We start from the raw sequence: 18,393 nt of genomic DNA on the forward strand, positions 1-18,393 counted from the left end.
ACATGGCAACTACCCTCACAAAGAAAACCTTCGACGAACTGTTCGTCTTTTTGGGCTCCGAAAAGGGCAGCTTCGTCAATGCGCAGGGCTTTGTTCAGCCGAAGCCGACAGCTGCCACTCCGCGGTTTGACTTTGATCCCGTCAGCAAAACGCCACGAGGACTGTTGATCGAGTCTCCCAGGACCAACCTGCTGCGTTTCTCGTCGCGATTCGATTCTGGGGTCTGGTCCAAAGTGGGGGTCACCGTTGTGCCCGGTGCCGCCCTAGCGCCGAATGGCCGCTGGGACGCATGCAAGCTGGCGTTGCTCAGCGGCTCAAACGCCGGCGCCTCATACACGATCCAAGCGCTCACAAAAAGCGAGGTGGTTACCACCTATGCACTTTCGTTGTACGTGAAGGCTGCGGGCTCATCCAACGGCTACCTGTATGCGCGGGGGGCGACTTCGGCCAACAGCCTCACCGTCGGATTCAACGTGGCCACGATGACTGCTTCGTCCTCTTTCACGGGCAGTTTCGCCGAGGTGTCACGGAAGATCAGCGATGCAGGCGGTGGCTGGCGCCGGATCGAGATGGTCTTCACGACCGATGCGTCTGCAGTCGTGGCAACTTCTATCTACCCGGGTTCGGCCTCGGGAGGAGCCGGCCCTGGTGACGGCAATGTAGGCATTTATATCTGGGGCGCGCAGCTCGAAGAAGGAAAGTTCGCCAGCTCCTATATTTACAACGTTGAGGGGGTCACTGCTCGTGCTTCCATTGGCAGTTACTACGACGTCAACGGCGTCATGCGTTATGCAGCGGCGGGCGTGTCGCGCGAAAGCTACGAGCCGTCAAACCTGACGCTGCCGCCGATGCTGCTGATGGAAGAACAGCGCACGAACCTCCTGCAGCGCACCGCCGATATGCACCTCTCGCCTTGGACGGGTGGAGCCATGACGCGCACTCCAGGCAAGCTGGCACCTGATGGGACTTTTCGGGCAGTCGAGTTTTCGGGGACATCCACCTCACCCAATACCCAGAATGCCGTTGCGACTGCAACGGTGATGACCTACTCGATCTACCTCAAGAACGTGTCGCGGACTGGCAACGTCGAGCTATTGCTGCGCAACACCGCCACCGCCACTAACGGGGTCTACGGTATCGTGACACTTCATGGGTCGACTCCGTCGATTTCGGGGGCGGGCTGGGAGATGCGCGATGTGGGCGGTGGCTGGTACCGATGCATCCATACGTCGGCTATCCCCATCACCATTGGCGATACGCTCACCTGTTACGCCGTCGTCGCTGGGGCCCGCTCGGATAACGGTGCGTGCCTGGCATGGGGCGCCCAGCTCGAAGCCGGGGCCTTCGCTACCAGCTACATCCCAAGCACCGAGACGTTCACCGGCCGCGCCTCCATCGGCACCTACTTCGACTCCATGGGCGCGATGAAGACGGCGGCTGCGGGTGTCGCGCGAATGACCTACAACCCGGCCGACCTAACCGTCGCGCCCTGGTTGCTGCTGGAAGGGGCGAGTGCGAACATGTTGACGGAGAGTGAGTTCCGCAACGGTCTCGCAGATGCCCCTGTAAGGCTGGGATGCGCGGTCGCGCCTTGGAACAATTCTGGATTCACAACCGGCCTGGCGTTTCCTGCAGCGCCGCCCGTGGGCACGTTTGCCTTCTATGCAGCTCAGTACCCTGTGCTCACGCCGACGACTACATATGTGTTTTCCTGCTTCGTGAAGATGGACGATGGGAATGCGCCCAACATGCCCACGCCGGGCGGAGCGGGAGACTTCGCACTCGTCATTGGGAACGCGCCTGTTGTGGCTGCCGCCTGCACGATGACCCATGTTGGCGGCGGCGTGTATCGCGTGACAGGTACGCAGGCAACGGGAGCGACAGTGCCTAGCACTGCGACGGGCATCTGGAAGTACGGCACCAACACGGGGCGGACATTCAAGTTCACGGGCTTTCAGTTGGAGCAGGCTTCTTCCGCCTCGAGCTATATCCCCACAACGACCGCGACGGTCACGCGCGCCGCAGACTCCGCCACGACCGTGGTGGGCACGCGCCAAGCAGACACTGGAACTTCGATTGCCACGACGCGCTCGGGGGACGGCATTCGCATCGACACGTCGAAAGGGTGGTTCAACCCCGCCGAAGGTACTTTGTTCATGGAGCTGGAAGTTCCCAAAACGAGTGACTCTGGGACCAGAACCGTATTGGAGTTCGGCTCTGTCGGAGGTGGGCGCATGGGTGTTTCATTCGGCGCGGCGAGCACTGCAAATGCTGGTGCCTACGGGTATTCAGTGCTGAACGCAGTGACCCTTGCTACGCCCGGGCGGACGTTGCCGGCGCCCGAAACGCCGGCCAAGATCGCCGTGAGCTATGGCTCGGACGGCATTCGATTCGCCTTTGGCAACATGGCGGTGACCAAAGTCGCAAGCGCGGTTGCAACTGGCGTGACCCACTTGGGGATTGGAAATACTGCCGGCATCGGCAACCAACCATTCTTCCGAGTCCGCGCGCTGCGCTACCGGCCTCAGAAGCTGACCGACGCCGAAGTGGTGGCGCTTACGACGTAGCCGCCGCTTATACGGCGGCGGAACAATGTCGGCTACAATATGTGTCAGCACTGACTTACTATCAGTATTCGCTTCGCCCGAGTGACTGGGCAGGAAAAACCTATGACCCAAACAACCGAGCAAAGCATTGTGGAAACCGTAACGAAAACGTCTCCGCCTGTCGTGGTCTCCGGCCTCGCCATGGGCGGGATCTCCATCAACGAGTGGGTGCTGATCCTCACCGCCATCTACACCGCGCTGCAGGTGTTCTTCCTTCTGCGGGACAAGGTTTACCGGCCCTGGAAAGAGAAGAAGGACGCAGCAGCGAAGAATGCCTGACCCATGAGCCCGCAGGCCCGCTTCATCGCCCTTGTCGGCCTGCCGGCCGCTCTCGCACTGGGCATCCTCATCCCCAAGGACGAGGGCGTTGTGCTCAAGACCTACCGTGACCCGGTGGGCATCCTCACCAGCTGCATGGGCCATACCGGCCCCGAGCTCAAGCTGGGACAGACCTTCACGCGCTCCGAGTGCGAGGCCACCATGTACGCCGACCTGCTCAAGCACACCGAGCCGGTCATCAAGTGCATGGGGCAGGGGGCCTGGGACCGCATGCCTGCCTACAAGCGCGTGGCGATCATCGACTTCACATTCAACAAGGGCGTGGCCGCGTTCTGCGGCTCCACCTACAAGGCCCAGCTCGTGGCCGGCAACCCGAAGGCCTGCGAGCAGCCCAAGCGCTGGGTGATGGCCAACGGCGGCCGCGTCGACTGCCGCATCCGCGCCAACAACTGCTTCGGCGTGGTGCTGCGCGGCGAGCGCAACGCTCGCATGTGCACCGGCGACATGAGCAACCTCGGCCTGGACGGCATCGACTTCGCGCCCGACGGCGCTACCCCGGAAGGCACCCAATGAAGGTCAAGCGCAAGGCGTCGAATGGCCGCATCGCGGTCTCGAAGCACTACTTCCTGGACGAGTTCTGTCATGGCGAAAAGCCAAACCCGTTCCAGGTGATGAACATTTTTGCCCTGGCTGCCAAGCTGGAGGCGATTGGCAAGGAGAAGGGGCACATGCCAGTCGTCAGCAACTGCCTGGTCACGCCGCTGCGCCAGAGCCTCCTTCACATGGGCTACGACGCGCAGCTGGCCAACGCCGAAGCAGTCGAGTTCTGGTTTGACGTCGAAGGCGTGGACCCGCGTCACACGTCCGACAGGATCACGTTGTGAGCGCGCGCACCGCCATCGAGATCATCCTGGCGGCTGCGCTGGCACTCGGGGCATGGTGGCTGCGTCACGCGGGCTACCAAGACGGCTACGCCGCCCGTGACGCCATCGTGCTGCGCGACCAAGTCCGTGCGGCCGATCAGGCCATCGCCAAGACCCAAGAGAACGTGCAGGCCGCCCTGGCCACCGACGAGAAACTCCGGACCGAAGCGGTCGTGGAGAAAAAGGCCTACGACACCCGAGCCCAGCGTCTCGACCGAGTTCAAACCACCCAGGAGAAACCTCATGCGCCGCAACCTCCCACCGCGCCGGCGAAGCCTGTGCTGCTTGGCAGTTCTGTGCTCGATCTTTTCACTCTCTGCCTGCTCAACGCTGAGCGCGACGGCGCCGGCTCCCCAGCCGCTGCTTGTGCCCCCGAGCGAACTGATGCGGAAGTCGACGCCGCTGCCGCAACTCCGACCGAAGTCGGGGGCGGCGATCTGGCCCGCAACGACCTCGAAGTAACGCGCATCTACAACGACCTCGCCAAGCGCCACGACGGACTCGTGGACTGGGTCAAGAACAACGTCGTAGCGCCAAGCAGGTTCACGAAAGATTGATGCACGGGAAATCTCTCCCGCGCATCAAAGGAACCCCTCATGAAGATCGCCGCTGTACTCATCACCCTCTCGTTCGCCATCGCCGGCTGCACCGTCAGTCCGCAGACACCCAAGCCGATCTGGGAGGTCATGAAGGACGAGGAAGCCGCTCGCGCACGCACGCTGGGCTCCGACAGCTTCCGTCCGCAGGACAACCTGTTTCCGCCGCCCCAGCCCGTGTGGCGTGGCTCCCGACCTAACTAACCCCGTGCCGGGTAGACCCGGCCACAACACTGATGAGCAAGAAACCTGCTACCCCGAAGCCAGCCGCCAAGGAAGCTCGCTTCCGCATGGCCCAAACTCCAGTCGCCGCAAAGGCCCGGGCTGCAGCAGAGGAGAAGCTGAAGATTCCCATGCACGGCATCGTTGCCGGACGTGGTGAGCCGTTGTCCGAGACGCTCATTCCCAAGGTCAAAGAAGCGACCAAGGCTCAGGTCGTGGCCGACCTGCGCAAGCTCGCCGAAGCGAACCCCACCGTCGCCATCTCGCGCAACTTCTACCGTGTGCACGGGAAGTACGCGGAGAGCGCCTGGAACCAGTACTTCGGCACCTTCGAGGAGTTCAAGCGCCAGGCCGGCCTGAAGCTCACGCGCCAGCAGCACGCCGTCGAGCGCGCAGTGGCCAAGCACGCCAGCGTCGACCACTACCGTACCCTGAACGCAGAGCGCCGCGGCTACGCCGAGAAGTACGTGCGCCCAGGCAAGGGGCGCTTCCGCACCTACGTGATCGCCAGCGACCTGCACGACGAAGAGATGGATCCGTTCTTCCGCCGTGTGCTGATCGACACCATCGACCGCGTGAACCCGGACGCCTTCTGTATCGGCGGCGACGGCCTGGACCTGCCCGAGTTCGGCAAGTACAGCGTGGATCCGCGAGAGTGGGGACCCGTGCGCCGCATCAAGGTCATGCACAAGTTCCTCGAGGACATCCGACAGGCCAAGCCCGACATGCAGATCGATTGGCTCGAGGGCAACCACGAGTACCGCCTGCTGCGCCACCTGGGCGACGAAACGCCCGCCCTGAAGGCGGTGCTGAGCGAGCTGCACGGCTGGACGGTGCCTAGGCTGCTGGGTCTGGACCGCTACCAGGTCAACTACGTTGCCAAGGCCGACCTGGCCGCCTACAACCAGCGCGACATCCAGAAGGAGATCGGGCGCAACTACCTGATCTACAACGACTGCCTGGTCGTGCACCACTTCCCGGACGGCCGCAACCTGAAGATGCCTGGCGTGAACGGGCACCACCACAAGCACATCAGCTGGCCTGAGTTCAGCCCCGTGTACGGCGCCTACGAGTGGCACCAGCTGGGCTGCGGCCACCGCCGGGATGCGAGCTACTGCAACGGCGAGAAGTGGCACATGGGCTTCATGATCGCCAACGTCGACACCCACACGCGCCAGGTCAACTTCGACTACGTGCCAGTCACAGACTTCGCCGTCTCGGGCGGCAAGTGGTACACGCGAACAGCAGTGGAACGGGTCTCGCCCGAGGTGCGCATCGCGCTGCCGGCAGGCGTCTGAAAAATCTTTCGCGGCTTATATGGTAAGTAAGCACTGACACATGGCACAATAGAGGCAGACGACTTGGACCCCCAATGGCAAAGACCCTGAAATACCGCAAAAACCAACGCAACAACAGCCGGTCCTCTGGCCAGCAAGACCGAGTCGTCAACCAATTCGTGGACCCGCGTGACTTCGACAAGCCGCGGACCAACCCGGTGCCCAAGAAGCTCGAAGCCCGCACCGAAGCGCAGGGCCAATACCTGTCGGCCATGATGAGCGCCGACCTGATCTTCGGCGTCGGCCCAGCCGGCACGGGCAAGACCTACGTCGCCGGCGCATGGGCTGCCGACCAGCTCGCAGACCGCCTCTACGACCGCATCATCATCACCCGTCCTGCAGTCGAGACGGGCTCGCCCATGGGCTTTCTCCCTGGCGAGCTCGAAGAGAAGTACGCACCGTTCCTCGAGCCCTTCAAGCAGGTGATGATCGAACGCATGGGCCGTGGTGCTTACGAGTGCGCGCTGAAGAACGAGCGCATCTCGCCCCAGCCTCTGGCGTACATGCGCGGCGCGACGTTCAAGAACGCGATCGTGATCCTCGACGAGGCGCAGAACACCACGCCCGAGGAAATGAAGATGTTCCTCACCCGCATCGGCGAGGACTGCATCGTCATCGTCAACGGCGACATCCAGCAAATCGACATCAAGGGCGCGAGTGGCCTGGTGGACGCGCTCAACCGCGTGTCGCATCTGGACCAGGTGCGCGTGGTCGAGTTCACCGAGGACGACATCGTTCGCTCCGGCCTCGTGAAGGCCATCCTCAAGGCATACCGCAACCCATGACCGACACCTTCATCCAGCCCAAGATCACCGGCTACCGCCAGCTCAGCGAGGAGGAGGCCGCCCTCATGAACGAGGCGAAGGCTCTCGGCCAGCAGATGGGCGGCTTCATCGCGAAGCTGCGCGCCTATGTGCCCGAGAACACCGCCGGCGTCGCCCCGGGCTCCACCCTCGACCAGCGGTGGATCTCGATCGGCGCCACCGACCTGCAAACGGGGCTGATGGCCGTCACCCGCGGCATCGCGCGACCCACCACGTTCTAAGTCGGCCGGGACCCCTCAAGGTTCTAAGCCCCACCCGCTGCAGCCTCCTTGATTGGTCAGGCTTCATGGTGGGGCTTTTCTCGTTCCGGGATGCCCTGTGGCTCTGGTTAGCAGAAAGCGCGTCTCCCCTTATGTAAGCAATTTCTAAGATAAAGAACAACTGACATAGAAGGGAAAATGGAATACTTCGGTTCAAACCTTCCGCGACACGAGATGGAAGCCATTGCGCTCACCATCGACCCCGCGCACCGCGCGGACACCCCGGAGCTGATGGTCAGCCGCTGGCATGACTACCGGCACATGCATCCGGTCCAAGCCACCTACCTATTCGCCGAGCTCTACAAGGTCCAGACCCGCCTGTTCGCCGAGAGCTTCGTGGACATCGAGAGCGCAGACGACGCGCGAGCCTTTACCCCGGACGACATTTTCAAGAGCCGCGACCTGACGTCGATGTGGCTCGCCCGAGGCGTTGCTGATCGCATCGGCTGCCCGTACACGGTGATGCTCGCATTCGTCCAGCAGCGCGCCCTTGAGCGCACGTTTCAACGCTACCCGCGCCCCAACCAAATGTATGGAGACGACGTTGAGCTGGATCTCGCCGAGCTCTGGAAGTCCCGGGTGCGCACCAGCCTGCAGTACAGCAAGGACAATCGCTTCGCAGCCTCGCGGCATCCCGACCCGGCCGCCTGGCCCGCGGACATGCGTGGGCACGTCAAGTTCCTGGTCGACCAGATCCGCGCGCGGCCAGGCCCCCACGACAAGCTGATTGGACGCATGTACCGCGAGGACCGCCTGAGCCCGACCTGGACCCTGTTGCCCTTCGACGGGGAGGTGCTGGCCCGCGCAGAGGTGCATGCACGGGAGCTAACTGTAAGTCAGTGCTGAGTCACTATAATAGACGTCACAGCGGGGCACAGCGCCCCGCCTTTTTCTTCCCCATCGCACCCCGCACCACCAGGAGCACTTATGAACACGAACGTCCGTCCCCTTCACGCCAACCGTGATGTGAGCCGCGAGTTCCCCCGCACCCAGGACAGCCGCGACTCGAAGCCCAAGTTCGAGGCGAAGGGTCACGACAAGCAGCTGCAGACCGCCCAGTACGACCGCAGCCTGGTCGAGATCGAGACCATGTCCGGCCAGATGCACACTGGCACGCTGACCCGCCGTGACCGCTATACCGTCACGTTGCGCGACCGCGGCGTCGAGCGCATGTACTTCAAGCACGCCATCGAGAGCATCTGCATCGTGCCGGCCGCCGGCGGGCTGCCCCTCATCGACGACGGGAAGGACGCGAGCGAGACGGGGGTTTAAACGATGAGCGGCAGCACCTACGCCGCGGCGATCAGCATTCCCGAAGAAGACGACACCGCCGCGGCCGCAACGCCGCGCTACGAGTTCGACCTCGATTTCCAGGAAAAGATCGCCGCGCTCACCCTGCGCGACACCAAGTTCGCCCAGCTCACCGACGGCCTGATCCGTCCCGAGTACTTCGAGAACGCCGCGCACGCCGCGCTCGTGTCGGTGGCATCGCGCTACTACGAGAAGTACAAGAAGGCCCCAGGCGACAAGACCACCCTCGCGTCCCTGATGAAGGACGCGATCCGCAACAAGCTGTTGGCGAGCGAGATTGCCAAGATGGCCATCGCGGTCGTGCCGGCCATCTTCGAGACTGACGTCTCTGACCGCGACTATGTGGCCGATACCTGCGCCACCTTCGCGCGGCACCAGGCGGTGGCGAAGGCTGTGCTCGACTCGGTGGACCTGATCGAGAAACGCGATTTCGAGACGATCGGCCAGATGATCCGCCGCGCGGTCGATACAGGCGTCTCCCGCTCCGGCGGGAGCTACGACTACGGCGAGATGGCCAAGGTGCGCACCCAGGAGCGCATCGACCGCGCCGCCGGTCTGCTGCCGCCCACGGGCATCACCACCGGCTTCAAGGTCCTCGACGACTACCTCTATCACAAGGGGTGGGGCCGCAAGGAAATGTCGGTGCTCATGGGTGGGCCGAAGGCGGGCAAGTCGATGGCGATGATCTCCTTCGGCGTGAACGCGATCGCCAACGGCTTCAGCGTGCTGTACGTGACCCTCGAAGTCGCCAGCAGCATCATTGCCGAGCGTCTCGACGCCAACATCGCCGAGCGAGCGATCAACGAGCTGGGGGCACACCCGCACGACGTGGACGCCAAGGTGGCCGCCTTCATGGCGAAGGCCGCGCCTTTCATCATCGAAGAGCAGCCCAGCGGGACCATGCGCCCGAGCGACCTGCGCCGCCTGATCGAGCAGTACAAGGCACAGGGCAAGATTTTCGACCTCGTCATCGTCGACTACGCCGACCTGATGGCCCCGGAGCGCACCACCGACAACGTGCAGGAGAACAGCAAGTCGGTCTACGTGAACCTGCGCGGCCTGGCAATGATGGAAGGCTTCGCGCTGCTCACCGCCACGCAGACCAACCGCGAGGGCGCCAAGAAGGCCGTGGCCACCATGACGGACATCGCAGAGGACATCAACAAGGTTCGCATCGCCGACGTGCTGATCTCCATCAACGTGACCGACGAGGAGCGTGCCCTGAAGCAGGCACGCCTCTTCTTTGCAGCCTCGCGCAACCAGCGCTCGGGGTTCGCGGTGCGCATCGAGCAGGAGGTATCGATGGGCAAGTTCATCAAACAGGTGCTCGGCGAAGACTAGCGCCAAGGTACGGGGGAGAAAGTCTCCCCTGTTCCCACTCTCCCGAAGGGATTTTTATGAAAGAGCTTCTGCTCTTCGGCAGCGCCTTCGGCGCCGTCTTTCTTCTGGGCTTCCAGAGCCTCGCCGTGAACAGCGGCTACCGCGCACTGGCGCTGGTCAACTCAGCGCTGATCGGCGTGATGAACATCGGCCTCTTCAAGCTGGTGCCGCACGTCGAGACGATGACCCAGGCGGTGATCTACGTCGGCGCCGGCCCGCTCGCGATTCTGTGCGCAATGGAGGTGCACGCCTGGATGCGCAGGAGGAAGGCTGTATGAGCAATTTTGCCGATGCCTTCCTCGAGCCCGAGGCCGCGTTCAAAGCGGCGGTGATGCACCAGACATGGGGCCACCTGAAGGTGGATCGCCGCAAGCGGCACCCAGGCTACATCCTGTTCACTGCAGGCGAGTTCCGGGATGTCGTGGTCATCAAGTCCGATTTCGACGACGTGCCCGACAGCCCTTGGTTCTACACCCACATCCACGACTTCATCAGCAAGAAAGCCGGAAAGCGCGAGCAGTGCGGCAAGGTCTTCCGCTTCGATGGCTATTACCGCGTATGCCTGAACGGAGTTGGCCAGTTCATCGGGAAGGTGCGCGTCGTTCGCATGCCCAGCAGGAGGTCGCGTGGAGCGAGCTGAATTCCAACGCGGCGATATCGTCCTGTTCGACTGGCACGGGGAGCAGATGCTGGCAACGGTCCTCGAGGCACCTCCAGGCCGCTGCATGCTTAGTGCGCCGGGCTTCGCCGACTACTTCCAAATCCCGAATGCTGAACTGCGCCGGCTGAGTGCCTGGGGTGTGCTGTGGTTCACTGCGAAGAGGTGGTTCAATGGAGCGCGCTGAGCTCGACAAGGCCCTGGCCCTCATCGAAATCGAGACGTACCTCGACCGCGAAGGCGTCACCTACACCCACAGCTACGGCACACGCGGTGAGCAGCTGAACCTGCACGAGTGCCCCGCATGCGGCGAGGGCGGCCGCAAGACCTACATCAACGCCGAGACCGGCCTGGGCAACTGCTTCCACGGCAGCTGTGGAATCAAGTTCAACAAGTTCAAGCTCATCAAGGCAGTGAGCGGACTTTCCGGCAACGAGCTGGACACGCACATCACCACCATCGCCGGCGAGCAGGGCTGGATGCCGAAGAAGGAGCGCGTGCGCATCGAGCAGGGCGTGCTCAAGCTGCCGTCCAAACTGCACCCCATCCCTATTGGGGGCACCGACAACCTGCAGTACCTGCAGGACCGTGGGGTGAGCATCGAGTCGTGCCGGGCGTTCGACCTGAGCTACTGCCACGGCGGCTGGTGGGCCTACACGCTGAGCGACGGCACCGAAAAGTTCATGAAGTTCGACAAGCGGGTCATCATCCCGATCGCCGACCTTGAGGGCAACCTCGTGTCGTTCCAGGGCCGTGACGTGACCGAAACGCTGCTGCCCAAGTACCAGTTCCCCACCGGCTTCGCGGTCGCGGGCAGTCACCTCTATAACGGCCAGAACTTCGTCGACGGCGAGACCACCCACGCCGTGGTGGGGGAGGGCGCCTTCGACGCGATCGCCATCTACCAGGCGGTGACGGGGTCGGCCAGCTGCAAGGGCATGTTGCCGCTGGCCACGTTCGGCATGCACCTGAGCGACGGGCCTGGCGGCCAGATCGAGAAGTTCATCCGCCTCAAGGAGCGCGGCCTGAAGACCGTCACCTTCATGTGGGACGCGGAGGCAAAGGCAACTTCGCTGGCGATCAAGATGGGCCTGAAGCTGATGAGCCTGGGCTTGGTGGTGCGCATCGCCCGGCTGCCGGCCGGGTTCGACCCCGCGCAGGGCCCTGACAAGAAGCCCACGCCGCCGGCTGTGGTGCGCCAGGCCATCTTTTCAGCTGTGAAGCTCACACGCCTGTCTGCCATCTCGATGCTGCACAAAACGGTTAGCACTTGACGTGTGTAAGTCCTGAGTGACTTATCTACAATGAAGCATCGAACCCATTGAGGGGCACATTTATGAGCATTACTTTCCGCATCACGACGGCTTGGCTTGAGCACTCGACCAAGTTCTATCAGCTGTTCCGTATCGAGCGCTTTGACGACGACCGCTTCAACGGGCGCGCGGCCGCGGTGGGTCACTACGGCAGCAAGAACCTGCTGCAACGCGGCGGGCTCCGCCCCATTCAGGGAGGTCAATGCGCGGTCTACCTGGGCGTGGCCTACGAGACAAAACTGTCCGAAAAGAAGCGTAAAGGTTACGTGATGGAAAACGCGCCGCTGGTCGAGATGATCGCCAGCGACGAGGACTTTCGCACCTGGCTTCGCACGCAAATGCCGACGAAGCACCGAGAGGAGATTCTCCAGACGCTGGGTCTATCTCTCGACCCAAACGCGCAGCCGATCGATCCCGACGACGAGCCGACACCCGAACCTGAAACTGTGACCCGTGCCCCAGAAGAGACCCCCGAGGGCTGGGGCGACTGGTAACTAAATCCAATCAAGGAATAAGTCATGACTGACACACCATCGTTCGTGCCGCTCTCCGAGTCCGCCAACGGCAAGACCAACAGCTTCTGCCTGCAGTGCAAGAAGGCCGAGCAGACCATGAGCTACGCGGCCTGCCTGAATCGCATCGAGGTGCTCCGTGCCAACGCGGCGGCTCCCAAAGACTGGAACGTCTGCGAGCAGGCGCTGCGCTTCGGCCAGTGCATTGCCCGAGACATGCGCCAGGAGGAGGAGCTCGCGGGAACGTCGATCTACTTCCGGGCCCGAGAAGCCATCCAGTCCGCCGCGGCGGCCGCTGCACGCTGGTTCATGCCGGGCGACAAGAAGGTAAAGCCGGCCGCGCGCTCGGGCTCGGTGCTCGACGTGCTGGGTGACACCGGCTCCCTCGCAGACGCGATCAGCGGGTCGGCAGCAAGCGTCCCGCATACGCACACAGCCCGAGTCATCCCGATCTCCGCAGTCGTCGGCGAGACGCCCCTGCAGATCGCCCGCCGACTGCGGGCAGAGCAGGAGGCCGCCAATGCCTGACGGCTATCGCTTCCGCACGAACTGGCGCGGGAAGTTGATCTTGCAGCGCCGCACGCGGCACCCGTGGTGCGACGGCCCGCTCGTCCACACCGCCTGGCGCGACGCCACCGCCGAAGACCTTGTCCACTTTTTCACCAACCAGGAGTCCTGATGTACCTCAACAAAGCCGCCTCGATTTTTCAAGCGATCGAAGCCATCGCTGCCACTGCCTCGAAGAACGAAAAGGAGGCGCTGGTCAAACAGGCTGGCAGCCTGCCGCTGTTCATGCGCATCGTGCGCGCCGCCTACGACCCCTTCGTCAACTACGGTCTGGCGCTGGCCCCCATGAAGCGCGACGGTTTGGCCCCGGGCAGCAACACGCTGGACGAGGAGCAGTTCTGGAACATCCTGGACAAGCTGGCCACCCGCGAGCTCTCCGGCACGGCCGCGCGTGACGCGGTGCAGAACGCCGTCGACCTGCTGGACGAGCCGAGCAGCGCGCTCTTCCGCCGGATCATCGCGAAGGACCTGCGCGCGGGCTTCACCGACGGCACGGTCAACCGCGTGTTCCCGGGAACCTTCCAGGAATTCCCCTACATGCGCTGCAGTCTGCAGGCCAAGTCGAACATGGTGAAGCCGGGCTGGTGGGACAAGGGCGCCATCAGCCAAGAGAAGGCCGACGGCATGTTCGCCAACGTGAACCGCGCCGGCGACACCGTCTCGATCCACAGCCGCCAGGGCAGCCCGTTCCCGGCGGGATGTATGCCCGAGCTCGAAGCGGCCATGGTGGCCAGCCTGGCCGCTGAAACGCAGACCCACGGCGAGCTGGTGGTCTACGAGGAAATGGAGGACATGGGTGTCCAGAACTGGTCGCTGCTGCCACGCGAGAAGGGCAACGGCGTGCTGAACAGCCTGTTGTCGGGTGGCGCGCTTGAGCCGGGCCAGCATGTAGCCTACATGGCCTGGGACCAGATCCCGCTGTCGGCCGTGAAGCCCAAGGGCAAGTACGAGACGGGCTACAAGGCTCGCTTGATCGCGCTGCTGGGTCAGCTCAAGGGTGCGGGCTCAGCGGGCTCCGCGGTGCTGCGCGTCATCCCCACCAAGCAGGTGGCGAACCAGGCCGAAGCCTTCGTGCACTACCGCGAGCTGCTGGCCAAGGGCAAGGAAGGCACCGTGGTCAAGCACCCCGACGCCATCTGGAAGGACGGCACCAGCAAGGACCAGGTCAAGCTCAAGCTCGAGGTGGACGTGGAGTTGCGCATCACGGGCTTCATCCCCGGCACGCCGGGCACCAAGACCGAAGCCACCTTCGGCTCCCTCATGTGCTCCAGCGAATGCGGGGCGCTCGAAGTGGGCGTGAGCGGGTTCACCGATGCCCTGCGCCAGACCATTCACAACGACCGCGAGCGCTTCCTCCAGAAGGTCGTGACCGTGCGTGCGAACAGCGTGATGGCACCGTCGGGCGAGCAGGGCATCTACTCCCTGTTCCTGCCCCGCCTGGTCGAGGTGCGCGAAGACAAGACCGTGGCCGACGACCTGCAGCGCATCAAGGACCAGTTCGCCGCTGCGATCGCAGCATGAAGAAGCCACTGCGGGCGCCCACCACCCGCAGTGGCTGGGCTGCCTACTACGACCTGAGGGCTCAGGGCGGCAACGCCCAAGCCTGCACCCTTTCGACTTGGTATTTGCTGCTCAAGGCAGCGTTCGGAGAATGACATGAGCACTGGCGAGCAGCCACCTGAAGGGGGCGTGACCCCCGCACAGGTCCTGAAGACCAACCCCGCGCCCTGGAACACGGTCACCTACACCGACGGCACCATCCGCGTGTACGACGCGACCGGCCGCGAGGTGGGCCTGCTGTCGATCCTGGCGTTCGCCGTCGGCCTGGCAAATGCGACGACCGTGCGCCGTCCGGAAGGCACTGCCGCTTGACCTTGCGCTCCCTATAATCAGTCAGCAAACACTTACTGTATTCACCGGAGCAACACATGGGCCTGAAGGCATTGATCGCAAACTTCCTCGAGCGCGTCTACCCGGCGCGCGTCGCGCCATTCGTGCAGATGGTGGCCACGGCCATCACCGATTCGCCCGAGGCGTTCAGTGTCGAGCTGCAGGAAGGCGCCAACATCCTGCGCGTGCGTCTGGCCGAGGGATGCAAGTCCTTCGAGGCAGACAGCGATCTCGTGGTCCAAGGTGTGGGCGTGGACGTCGACTTCTTCGACAACTCGATGTCCATCGTGACCTATTACTTCGACAGCATCCCCCTGAACTGGCGCGAGCGCCGCGTGATGATGGATGCCCTCGACAAGCTGATTGACGCCCACGAAGACGCCTACAAGCTCGCGACCGCGTTTGCTGTCGTGGTGGGCGGCGTCATCCTCGACGAAGTCATCTCCGCATCATGATCGTCACCCTGACCGGCCCCTCGTGCGGGGGCAAGAGCACATTGGAGCGCGCCCTGCAGGAACGCGGGTATGGCAGGGCGATCAGCCACACGACTCGCGAAGCCCGCTCGGGCGAAGTCTGCGGCGAGCACTATCACTTCATCAACAACTGCACGTTCGACGCCATGCTCGCGCGCGGTGACTTCATCGAGATCATCGACCTCGGCACCCGCCGGTACGCGATGAGCTCGGCGTCGCTCGAGCTGGCGGCCCAGCAGGGGAATGTGGTCATCGTCGTTGAGCCGCATGGCTGTGCGCAGATCCACGACTACTGCAAGGCCCACAACTTGCCCGTCATGGGCGTCTGGATCGACTGCGGCCCTGAAGAGCAGGCCAAGCGCTGGCTGTCACGCACCGTGGGCGAGCTGGCCTTGCCGCCGGCGTTCTCCAAGGGCAAGCTCGATGCCTCGACAGAGCGTCTGGGCCTGATGCTTGGGTTGGAGTCGGCCTGGCGCGACGAAGCCCTCTGGTTCAGTGGATCGAAGACCCACCCGCATCTGTACAGCTACTGGATCACCAGCAAGGACATTCCGGCCGAGAGCCTGGCCGAAGAACTGGACCGGGTTGTGAGCGCACGCAACCGGCACGCCGCCACCGCATAGCTCGCGCTGCCCCTGCCGTCCCTACAATGTTGGGACGATTTAGGAGAGAGCGATGCGGCTGAGAGACGTGGTGGGCATGGAGGCGGTGCTGTCAGGGGATGACCTTGTCAGCGGCGATCCGATCTGGGACCGAGACGGCGGTCAGCTCACCAACACGGACATCCAGCTCTTCTATGCGCGCAGCGGCCTCAAGCGTCTGCGACAGAACGCGATTGATGCTGTCGACAAGGCCCAGGCCGTTGTCATCCGGGCACTATTCTGCGGAGAGCTGCCCCGCGGCGCCTTCGCCGCACTAGTGCTGCACGAAGCACCCCCGACCCCATACCTTGCGGACGAGTTCGTAGACGGCCTGGTCAAGCTGGCCCCGGCACGCCGTGGGGCCTGCATCTACATGCTGGAGAACCGAATGGCCGCCAGCGAGGTGACAGATCTGCTGTGGTCCAGCCTCGATCCGCGTGGGTTCTCGCAGACCAGCATGGAGGTGCTCAAAGCCGCAACCCTGACCCGGCACATCAAGCTGCCGTACGTTTTCTGGGAGTGGGCTACGCCGAACATTGCCAGCCCGCTGCTCGACTTGCAGGCCAGTATCGAGTCCGCATTCGAGTGCGGCGTGGCTGCGCTGCAGGAACGATACGATCGCATGGTGATGGTCGATCGCCGGTCGGATGAGACCAGCTTCCTGAGCTTGGTCAAGCAGCTCGGCGGCTGAGCGGGGGCGCTCTTTAGGACTGGGCTTCGAGCCTGGACTCGGCGCGTGCTGCGCGCCAGGCGTCGATCTCTGACCTGAGCCAGCCGACGGCCTGCGTCGACAGCTGCACCGGTGCCGGAAACTCCTTGCGGGCAATCATCCGGTACACGGTGGAAGGGGAGAGCCCCGTGGCGTCCTTGAGGTGCTTGCGGCGGAGAACTTCCGGGAGTGGGCTTACGGCTTCTGTGCTCATGATCTGGTCTAAAAAAGGGGAGTGGCTGCCGCCACGATGCCTCAATTATAGACCGGAAAGTAAGTCAGTGCTGAGTCTCTCTACTTGGTCGCCCCATGTCTGCAGCGCCTTCTTTCGCTCGGGGAAGTAGTCGTACTGGTTGTAAACAGCCATGACACCTTCCATCTGGTGGTTCAGGATTTTCTCGATCACATGCGGCTCTTGCTTTAGCTCGGCCATCCGGCTGGAGAAGGTGCGACGCAGATCGTGCGGGGTGAACGCGAACTCGATGAGACCGGCCTTCTGTAAGGCACGCAGCGTCTCACTGAGGCTGTGCCGGCGCAGACTTCTTTCGCGCTCGCGCGCCTCTTTGTCAGGAGAGGGGAATACACGCCGATTGCAGGCATCGGGGCGCTCCTTGATCGACTTGAGCAAGTCGATCGCTTGAGAGGACAGATGAACAGTGTGGTCTCCGTTCGAGGGCACTTTCGTGAATTCGGCTGGAATCACCCAAATGCCTGCGGCTAGATCGATCTCGCCCCACTCGATCCGTACGACTTCACCAGGCCGCTGACCCGTCAGGATCATCAGCTGTAGCGCCTTGCTCGTTTGCCAGGACATTTGCCGGGAGACGTTCAGGGGAGGGGAATGCAGCATTCGATAGAAGGTGGCGAGCTGCTCAAAACGCAGATTCGTCTTCTTCGCCACCTCACGGCCGCCCGCGGCCGCCTTCGTCATAGTGACCGGATTGTCGGGCCGCATATGCTGGTCGACTGCGTACTGAAAGAGCTTGCGCGTGGCCTGAAGGAAGCGGTTGGCCATGACCTTCTTGCCGCGTTCCAGAATCTTGTTCACACATGTGGTGATCTGCACGGGCTTCACGTCAGGCACCAGGATGTGGAAGATCGGCTTCAGATCCTTCTCAAGAATTGCCGCGCGTTCGCGAGGGCGCTTGAAGTGGAGCTTCAGCCACTTCTGCTCGTACTCATCAATCAGCTGCTCGACGTCCAGGGCGTCAATCTTGGCCTGGCGCTTGTCTTGGTGAACGGTTGCTGGGTTGTCACCCCGCTCCAGAATCGCCCGACATTCCCGGGCGCGCTCGCGGGCGTCCGCCAAAGATAGGTCAGGGAATGTGCCCAAGGTCATAGTCTGCCGCTTCGCCGCGTAGGTGAAGCGAAACTGGAACGACTTGGTGCCGAGCGGGACGATGCGCAGGTAAAGACCCTGGCCGTCAACGAGGCGGCGCTCAACAGCGCCAGCCTTCTCAGTCTCAATCTTGCGGGTGGTGAGGAGGGGCATCGGGTGTCTTAAAAATCTGGAACCATTTCTGGAACCACTTGCGTCGCGCTTGATTGCATTTGGCTGCGACAGGTAGGTAAGTTGTCACACACCACTATAAGGCATAATCTGGAAATGCAGAGTGAGGAGCGAGTCAGTAGGCACTTAGATGGTAAGGGTTGACACACTGATCCACTTTGCATGGGGTGCAAGGGGTCGAAGGTTCGAATCCTTTCACACCGACCAATAAAACGTCCAAGGGCGTCCGGAATCATCCTCCGGACGCCCTTTTTCATTGGGGAAATTGGCGAATCGTGTCCGGAGGCATACACTGAAATCCGGTGACTGCCAGCGCCAAGTGGGGGTACAAAAGGGGGTACAAACCGCCTGAACCCCCTGGGACGGCGGTTTTGTACCCCCA

25 protein-coding genes are annotated in these 18,393 nt (G+C 62.9%); 23 read left to right on the plus strand and 2 right to left on the minus strand.

All coding sequences use genetic code 11. The annotated features are described in order from the left end of the window. Positions 1–2: 2 nt before the first annotated feature. The 23 genes from GFK26_RS18540 to GFK26_RS18650 all read left to right on the plus strand — a co-directional run bounded on the left by GFK26_RS18540 (position 3) and on the right by GFK26_RS18650 (position 16,483). Positions 3–2,567, plus strand: a complete 2,565-nt coding sequence (locus GFK26_RS18540; protein WP_153283256.1) for a phage head spike fiber domain-containing protein — start codon at positions 3–5, stop codon at positions 2,565–2,567. 102 nt (positions 2,568–2,669) lie between these two features. Further along, the gene (locus GFK26_RS18545) at positions 2,670–2,885 is read left to right on the plus strand and encodes a holin (protein WP_153283257.1); all 216 of its coding nucleotides are present in this window, start codon (positions 2,670–2,672) and stop codon (positions 2,883–2,885) included. Positions 2,886–2,888: 3 nt separating this feature from the next. Beyond that, positions 2,889–3,458, plus strand: a complete 570-nt coding sequence (locus GFK26_RS18550) for a glycoside hydrolase family protein (protein ID WP_153283258.1) — start codon at positions 2,889–2,891, stop codon at positions 3,456–3,458. Continuing rightward, on the plus strand, positions 3,455–3,769 hold the full coding sequence (locus GFK26_RS18555) for a hypothetical protein (protein ID WP_153283259.1): 315 nt from the start codon (positions 3,455–3,457) through the stop codon (positions 3,767–3,769). Before GFK26_RS18550 ends, GFK26_RS18555 begins: the two co-directional genes overlap by 4 nt. Continuing rightward, positions 3,766–4,365 carry a hypothetical protein gene (locus GFK26_RS18560; protein WP_153283260.1) on the plus strand — a complete coding sequence of 200 codons (600 nt, stop codon included), beginning with the start codon at positions 3,766–3,768 and terminating at the stop codon, positions 4,363–4,365. Before GFK26_RS18555 ends, GFK26_RS18560 begins: the two co-directional genes overlap by 4 nt. Before the next feature lie 39 nt (positions 4,366–4,404). Beyond that, complete coding sequence (locus GFK26_RS18565) at positions 4,405–4,608, plus strand: hypothetical protein (protein ID WP_153283261.1); 204 nt, start codon at positions 4,405–4,407, stop codon at positions 4,606–4,608. Between the two features lie 86 nt (positions 4,609–4,694). Next, positions 4,695–5,924 (plus strand): hypothetical protein, encoded by a 1,230-nt coding sequence (locus GFK26_RS18570; protein ID WP_153283262.1) that lies wholly within the window; start codon positions 4,695–4,697, stop codon positions 5,922–5,924. A gap of 74 nt (positions 5,925–5,998) precedes the next feature. Next, entirely contained in the window at positions 5,999–6,748 is a 750-nt protein-coding gene (locus GFK26_RS18575) for a PhoH family protein (RefSeq protein ID WP_153283263.1), read from the plus strand. Then, positions 6,745–7,008: a hypothetical protein gene (locus tag GFK26_RS18580; protein ID WP_153283264.1), complete on the plus strand. Its 264-nt coding sequence runs from the start codon at positions 6,745–6,747 to the stop codon at positions 7,006–7,008. Before GFK26_RS18575 ends, GFK26_RS18580 begins: the two co-directional genes overlap by 4 nt. 213 nt (positions 7,009–7,221) lie before the next feature. Next, positions 7,222–7,893, plus strand: a complete 672-nt coding sequence (locus tag GFK26_RS18585) for a hypothetical protein (protein ID WP_153283265.1) — start codon at positions 7,222–7,224, stop codon at positions 7,891–7,893. A gap of 81 nt (positions 7,894–7,974) precedes the next feature. Next, positions 7,975–8,319, plus strand: a complete 345-nt coding sequence (locus tag GFK26_RS18590; RefSeq protein ID WP_153283266.1) for an RNA chaperone Hfq — start codon at positions 7,975–7,977, stop codon at positions 8,317–8,319. Positions 8,320–8,322: 3 nt separating this feature from the next. Then, complete coding sequence (locus GFK26_RS18595; RefSeq protein ID WP_153283267.1) at positions 8,323–9,699, plus strand: DnaB-like helicase C-terminal domain-containing protein; 1,377 nt, start codon at positions 8,323–8,325, stop codon at positions 9,697–9,699. 56 nt (positions 9,700–9,755) lie between these two features. Next, a complete protein-coding gene (locus tag GFK26_RS18600) occupies positions 9,756–10,016 on the plus strand; it encodes a hypothetical protein (RefSeq protein ID WP_153283268.1) in 261 nt (86 codons plus the stop codon). After that, positions 10,013–10,378, plus strand: coding sequence for a hypothetical protein (locus tag GFK26_RS18605; protein WP_153283269.1), 366 nt, complete (start codon positions 10,013–10,015; stop codon positions 10,376–10,378). Before GFK26_RS18600 ends, GFK26_RS18605 begins: the two co-directional genes overlap by 4 nt. Positions 10,379–10,569: 191 nt before the next feature. Then, on the plus strand, positions 10,570–11,670 hold the full coding sequence (locus GFK26_RS18610; protein WP_153283270.1) for a DNA primase: 1,101 nt from the start codon (positions 10,570–10,572) through the stop codon (positions 11,668–11,670). Positions 11,671–11,732: 62 nt separating this feature from the next. Continuing rightward, entirely contained in the window at positions 11,733–12,203 is a 471-nt protein-coding gene (locus GFK26_RS18615) for a hypothetical protein (RefSeq protein ID WP_153283271.1), read from the plus strand. A 24-nt stretch (positions 12,204–12,227) separates the two neighbouring features. Then, entirely contained in the window at positions 12,228–12,749 is a 522-nt protein-coding gene (locus GFK26_RS18620; protein ID WP_153283272.1) for a hypothetical protein, read from the plus strand. After that, positions 12,742–12,900, plus strand: a complete 159-nt coding sequence (locus GFK26_RS18625) for a hypothetical protein (protein WP_153283273.1) — start codon at positions 12,742–12,744, stop codon at positions 12,898–12,900. Before GFK26_RS18620 ends, GFK26_RS18625 begins: the two co-directional genes overlap by 8 nt. Further along, positions 12,900–14,309, plus strand: coding sequence for a hypothetical protein (locus GFK26_RS18630; protein ID WP_153283274.1), 1,410 nt, complete (start codon positions 12,900–12,902; stop codon positions 14,307–14,309). The genes GFK26_RS18625 and GFK26_RS18630 overlap by 1 nt, the downstream gene beginning before the upstream one ends. Positions 14,310–14,444: 135 nt before the next feature. After that, entirely contained in the window at positions 14,445–14,660 is a 216-nt protein-coding gene (locus GFK26_RS18635) for a hypothetical protein (RefSeq protein WP_153283275.1), read from the plus strand. A gap of 56 nt (positions 14,661–14,716) precedes the next feature. After that, a complete protein-coding gene (locus GFK26_RS18640; protein WP_153283276.1) occupies positions 14,717–15,133 on the plus strand; it encodes a hypothetical protein in 417 nt (138 codons plus the stop codon). Then, positions 15,130–15,774: an AAA family ATPase gene (locus GFK26_RS18645; RefSeq protein ID WP_153283277.1), complete on the plus strand. Its 645-nt coding sequence runs from the start codon at positions 15,130–15,132 to the stop codon at positions 15,772–15,774. The genes GFK26_RS18640 and GFK26_RS18645 overlap by 4 nt, the downstream gene beginning before the upstream one ends. A 52-nt stretch (positions 15,775–15,826) precedes the next feature. Next, positions 15,827–16,483, plus strand: a complete 657-nt coding sequence (locus GFK26_RS18650) for a hypothetical protein (RefSeq protein WP_153283278.1) — start codon at positions 15,827–15,829, stop codon at positions 16,481–16,483. Positions 16,484–16,496: 13 nt separating this feature from the next. Here the strand turns inward: GFK26_RS18650 and GFK26_RS34700 are convergent, their stop codons facing one another. Both GFK26_RS34700 and GFK26_RS18660 read right to left on the minus strand, forming a co-directional pair. Beyond that, positions 16,497–16,622, minus strand: coding sequence for a helix-turn-helix transcriptional regulator (locus GFK26_RS34700; RefSeq protein ID WP_416222498.1), 126 nt, complete (start codon positions 16,620–16,622; stop codon positions 16,497–16,499). Positions 16,623–16,760: 138 nt separating this feature from the next. Then, positions 16,761–17,993, minus strand: a complete 1,233-nt coding sequence (locus GFK26_RS18660) for a tyrosine-type recombinase/integrase (RefSeq protein ID WP_153283280.1) — start codon at positions 17,991–17,993, stop codon at positions 16,761–16,763. Positions 17,994–18,393: the final 400 nt, after the last annotated feature.

It is taken from the genome of Variovorax paradoxus, from assembly GCF_009498455.1.
GTDB lineage: Bacteria > Pseudomonadota > Gammaproteobacteria > Burkholderiales > Burkholderiaceae_C > Variovorax > Variovorax paradoxus_H.

Excerpts from the sequence above, each read along its gene's own strand:
- GFK26_RS18540 (WP_153283256.1), top strand. The coding sequence starts at position 3 with ATGGCAACTACCCTCACAAAGAAAACCTTCGACGAACTGTTCGTCTTT.
- GFK26_RS18545 (WP_153283257.1), top strand. The coding sequence starts at position 2,670 with ATGACCCAAACAACCGAGCAAAGCATTGTGGAAACCGTAACGAAAACG.
- GFK26_RS18550 (WP_153283258.1), top strand. The coding sequence starts at position 2,889 with ATGAGCCCGCAGGCCCGCTTCATCGCCCTTGTCGGCCTGCCGGCCGCT.
- GFK26_RS18555 (WP_153283259.1), top strand. The coding sequence starts at position 3,455 with ATGAAGGTCAAGCGCAAGGCGTCGAATGGCCGCATCGCGGTCTCGAAG.
- GFK26_RS18565 (WP_153283261.1), top strand. The coding sequence starts at position 4,405 with ATGAAGATCGCCGCTGTACTCATCACCCTCTCGTTCGCCATCGCCGGC.
- GFK26_RS18570 (WP_153283262.1), top strand. The coding sequence starts at position 4,695 with ATGGCCCAAACTCCAGTCGCCGCAAAGGCCCGGGCTGCAGCAGAGGAG.
- GFK26_RS18575 (WP_153283263.1), top strand. The coding sequence starts at position 5,999 with ATGGCAAAGACCCTGAAATACCGCAAAAACCAACGCAACAACAGCCGG.
- GFK26_RS18580 (WP_153283264.1), top strand. The coding sequence starts at position 6,745 with ATGACCGACACCTTCATCCAGCCCAAGATCACCGGCTACCGCCAGCTC.
- GFK26_RS18585 (WP_153283265.1), top strand. The coding sequence starts at position 7,222 with ATGGAAGCCATTGCGCTCACCATCGACCCCGCGCACCGCGCGGACACC.
- GFK26_RS18590 (WP_153283266.1), top strand. The coding sequence starts at position 7,975 with ATGAACACGAACGTCCGTCCCCTTCACGCCAACCGTGATGTGAGCCGC.
- GFK26_RS18595 (WP_153283267.1), top strand. The coding sequence starts at position 8,323 with ATGAGCGGCAGCACCTACGCCGCGGCGATCAGCATTCCCGAAGAAGAC.
- GFK26_RS18600 (WP_153283268.1), top strand. The coding sequence starts at position 9,756 with ATGAAAGAGCTTCTGCTCTTCGGCAGCGCCTTCGGCGCCGTCTTTCTT.
- GFK26_RS18605 (WP_153283269.1), top strand. The coding sequence starts at position 10,013 with ATGAGCAATTTTGCCGATGCCTTCCTCGAGCCCGAGGCCGCGTTCAAA.
- GFK26_RS18610 (WP_153283270.1), top strand. The coding sequence starts at position 10,570 with ATGGAGCGCGCTGAGCTCGACAAGGCCCTGGCCCTCATCGAAATCGAG.
- GFK26_RS18615 (WP_153283271.1), top strand. The coding sequence starts at position 11,733 with ATGAGCATTACTTTCCGCATCACGACGGCTTGGCTTGAGCACTCGACC.
- GFK26_RS18620 (WP_153283272.1), top strand. The coding sequence starts at position 12,228 with ATGACTGACACACCATCGTTCGTGCCGCTCTCCGAGTCCGCCAACGGC.
- GFK26_RS18625 (WP_153283273.1), top strand. The coding sequence starts at position 12,742 with ATGCCTGACGGCTATCGCTTCCGCACGAACTGGCGCGGGAAGTTGATC.
- GFK26_RS18630 (WP_153283274.1), top strand. The coding sequence starts at position 12,900 with ATGTACCTCAACAAAGCCGCCTCGATTTTTCAAGCGATCGAAGCCATC.
- GFK26_RS18635 (WP_153283275.1), top strand. The coding sequence starts at position 14,445 with ATGAGCACTGGCGAGCAGCCACCTGAAGGGGGCGTGACCCCCGCACAG.
- GFK26_RS18640 (WP_153283276.1), top strand. The coding sequence starts at position 14,717 with ATGGGCCTGAAGGCATTGATCGCAAACTTCCTCGAGCGCGTCTACCCG.
- GFK26_RS18645 (WP_153283277.1), top strand. The coding sequence starts at position 15,130 with ATGATCGTCACCCTGACCGGCCCCTCGTGCGGGGGCAAGAGCACATTG.
- GFK26_RS18650 (WP_153283278.1), top strand. The coding sequence starts at position 15,827 with ATGCGGCTGAGAGACGTGGTGGGCATGGAGGCGGTGCTGTCAGGGGAT.
- GFK26_RS34700 (WP_416222498.1), bottom strand. The coding sequence starts at position 16,622 with ATGATTGCCCGCAAGGAGTTTCCGGCACCGGTGCAGCTGTCGACGCAG.
- GFK26_RS18660 (WP_153283280.1), bottom strand. The coding sequence starts at position 17,993 with ATGCCCCTCCTCACCACCCGCAAGATTGAGACTGAGAAGGCTGGCGCT.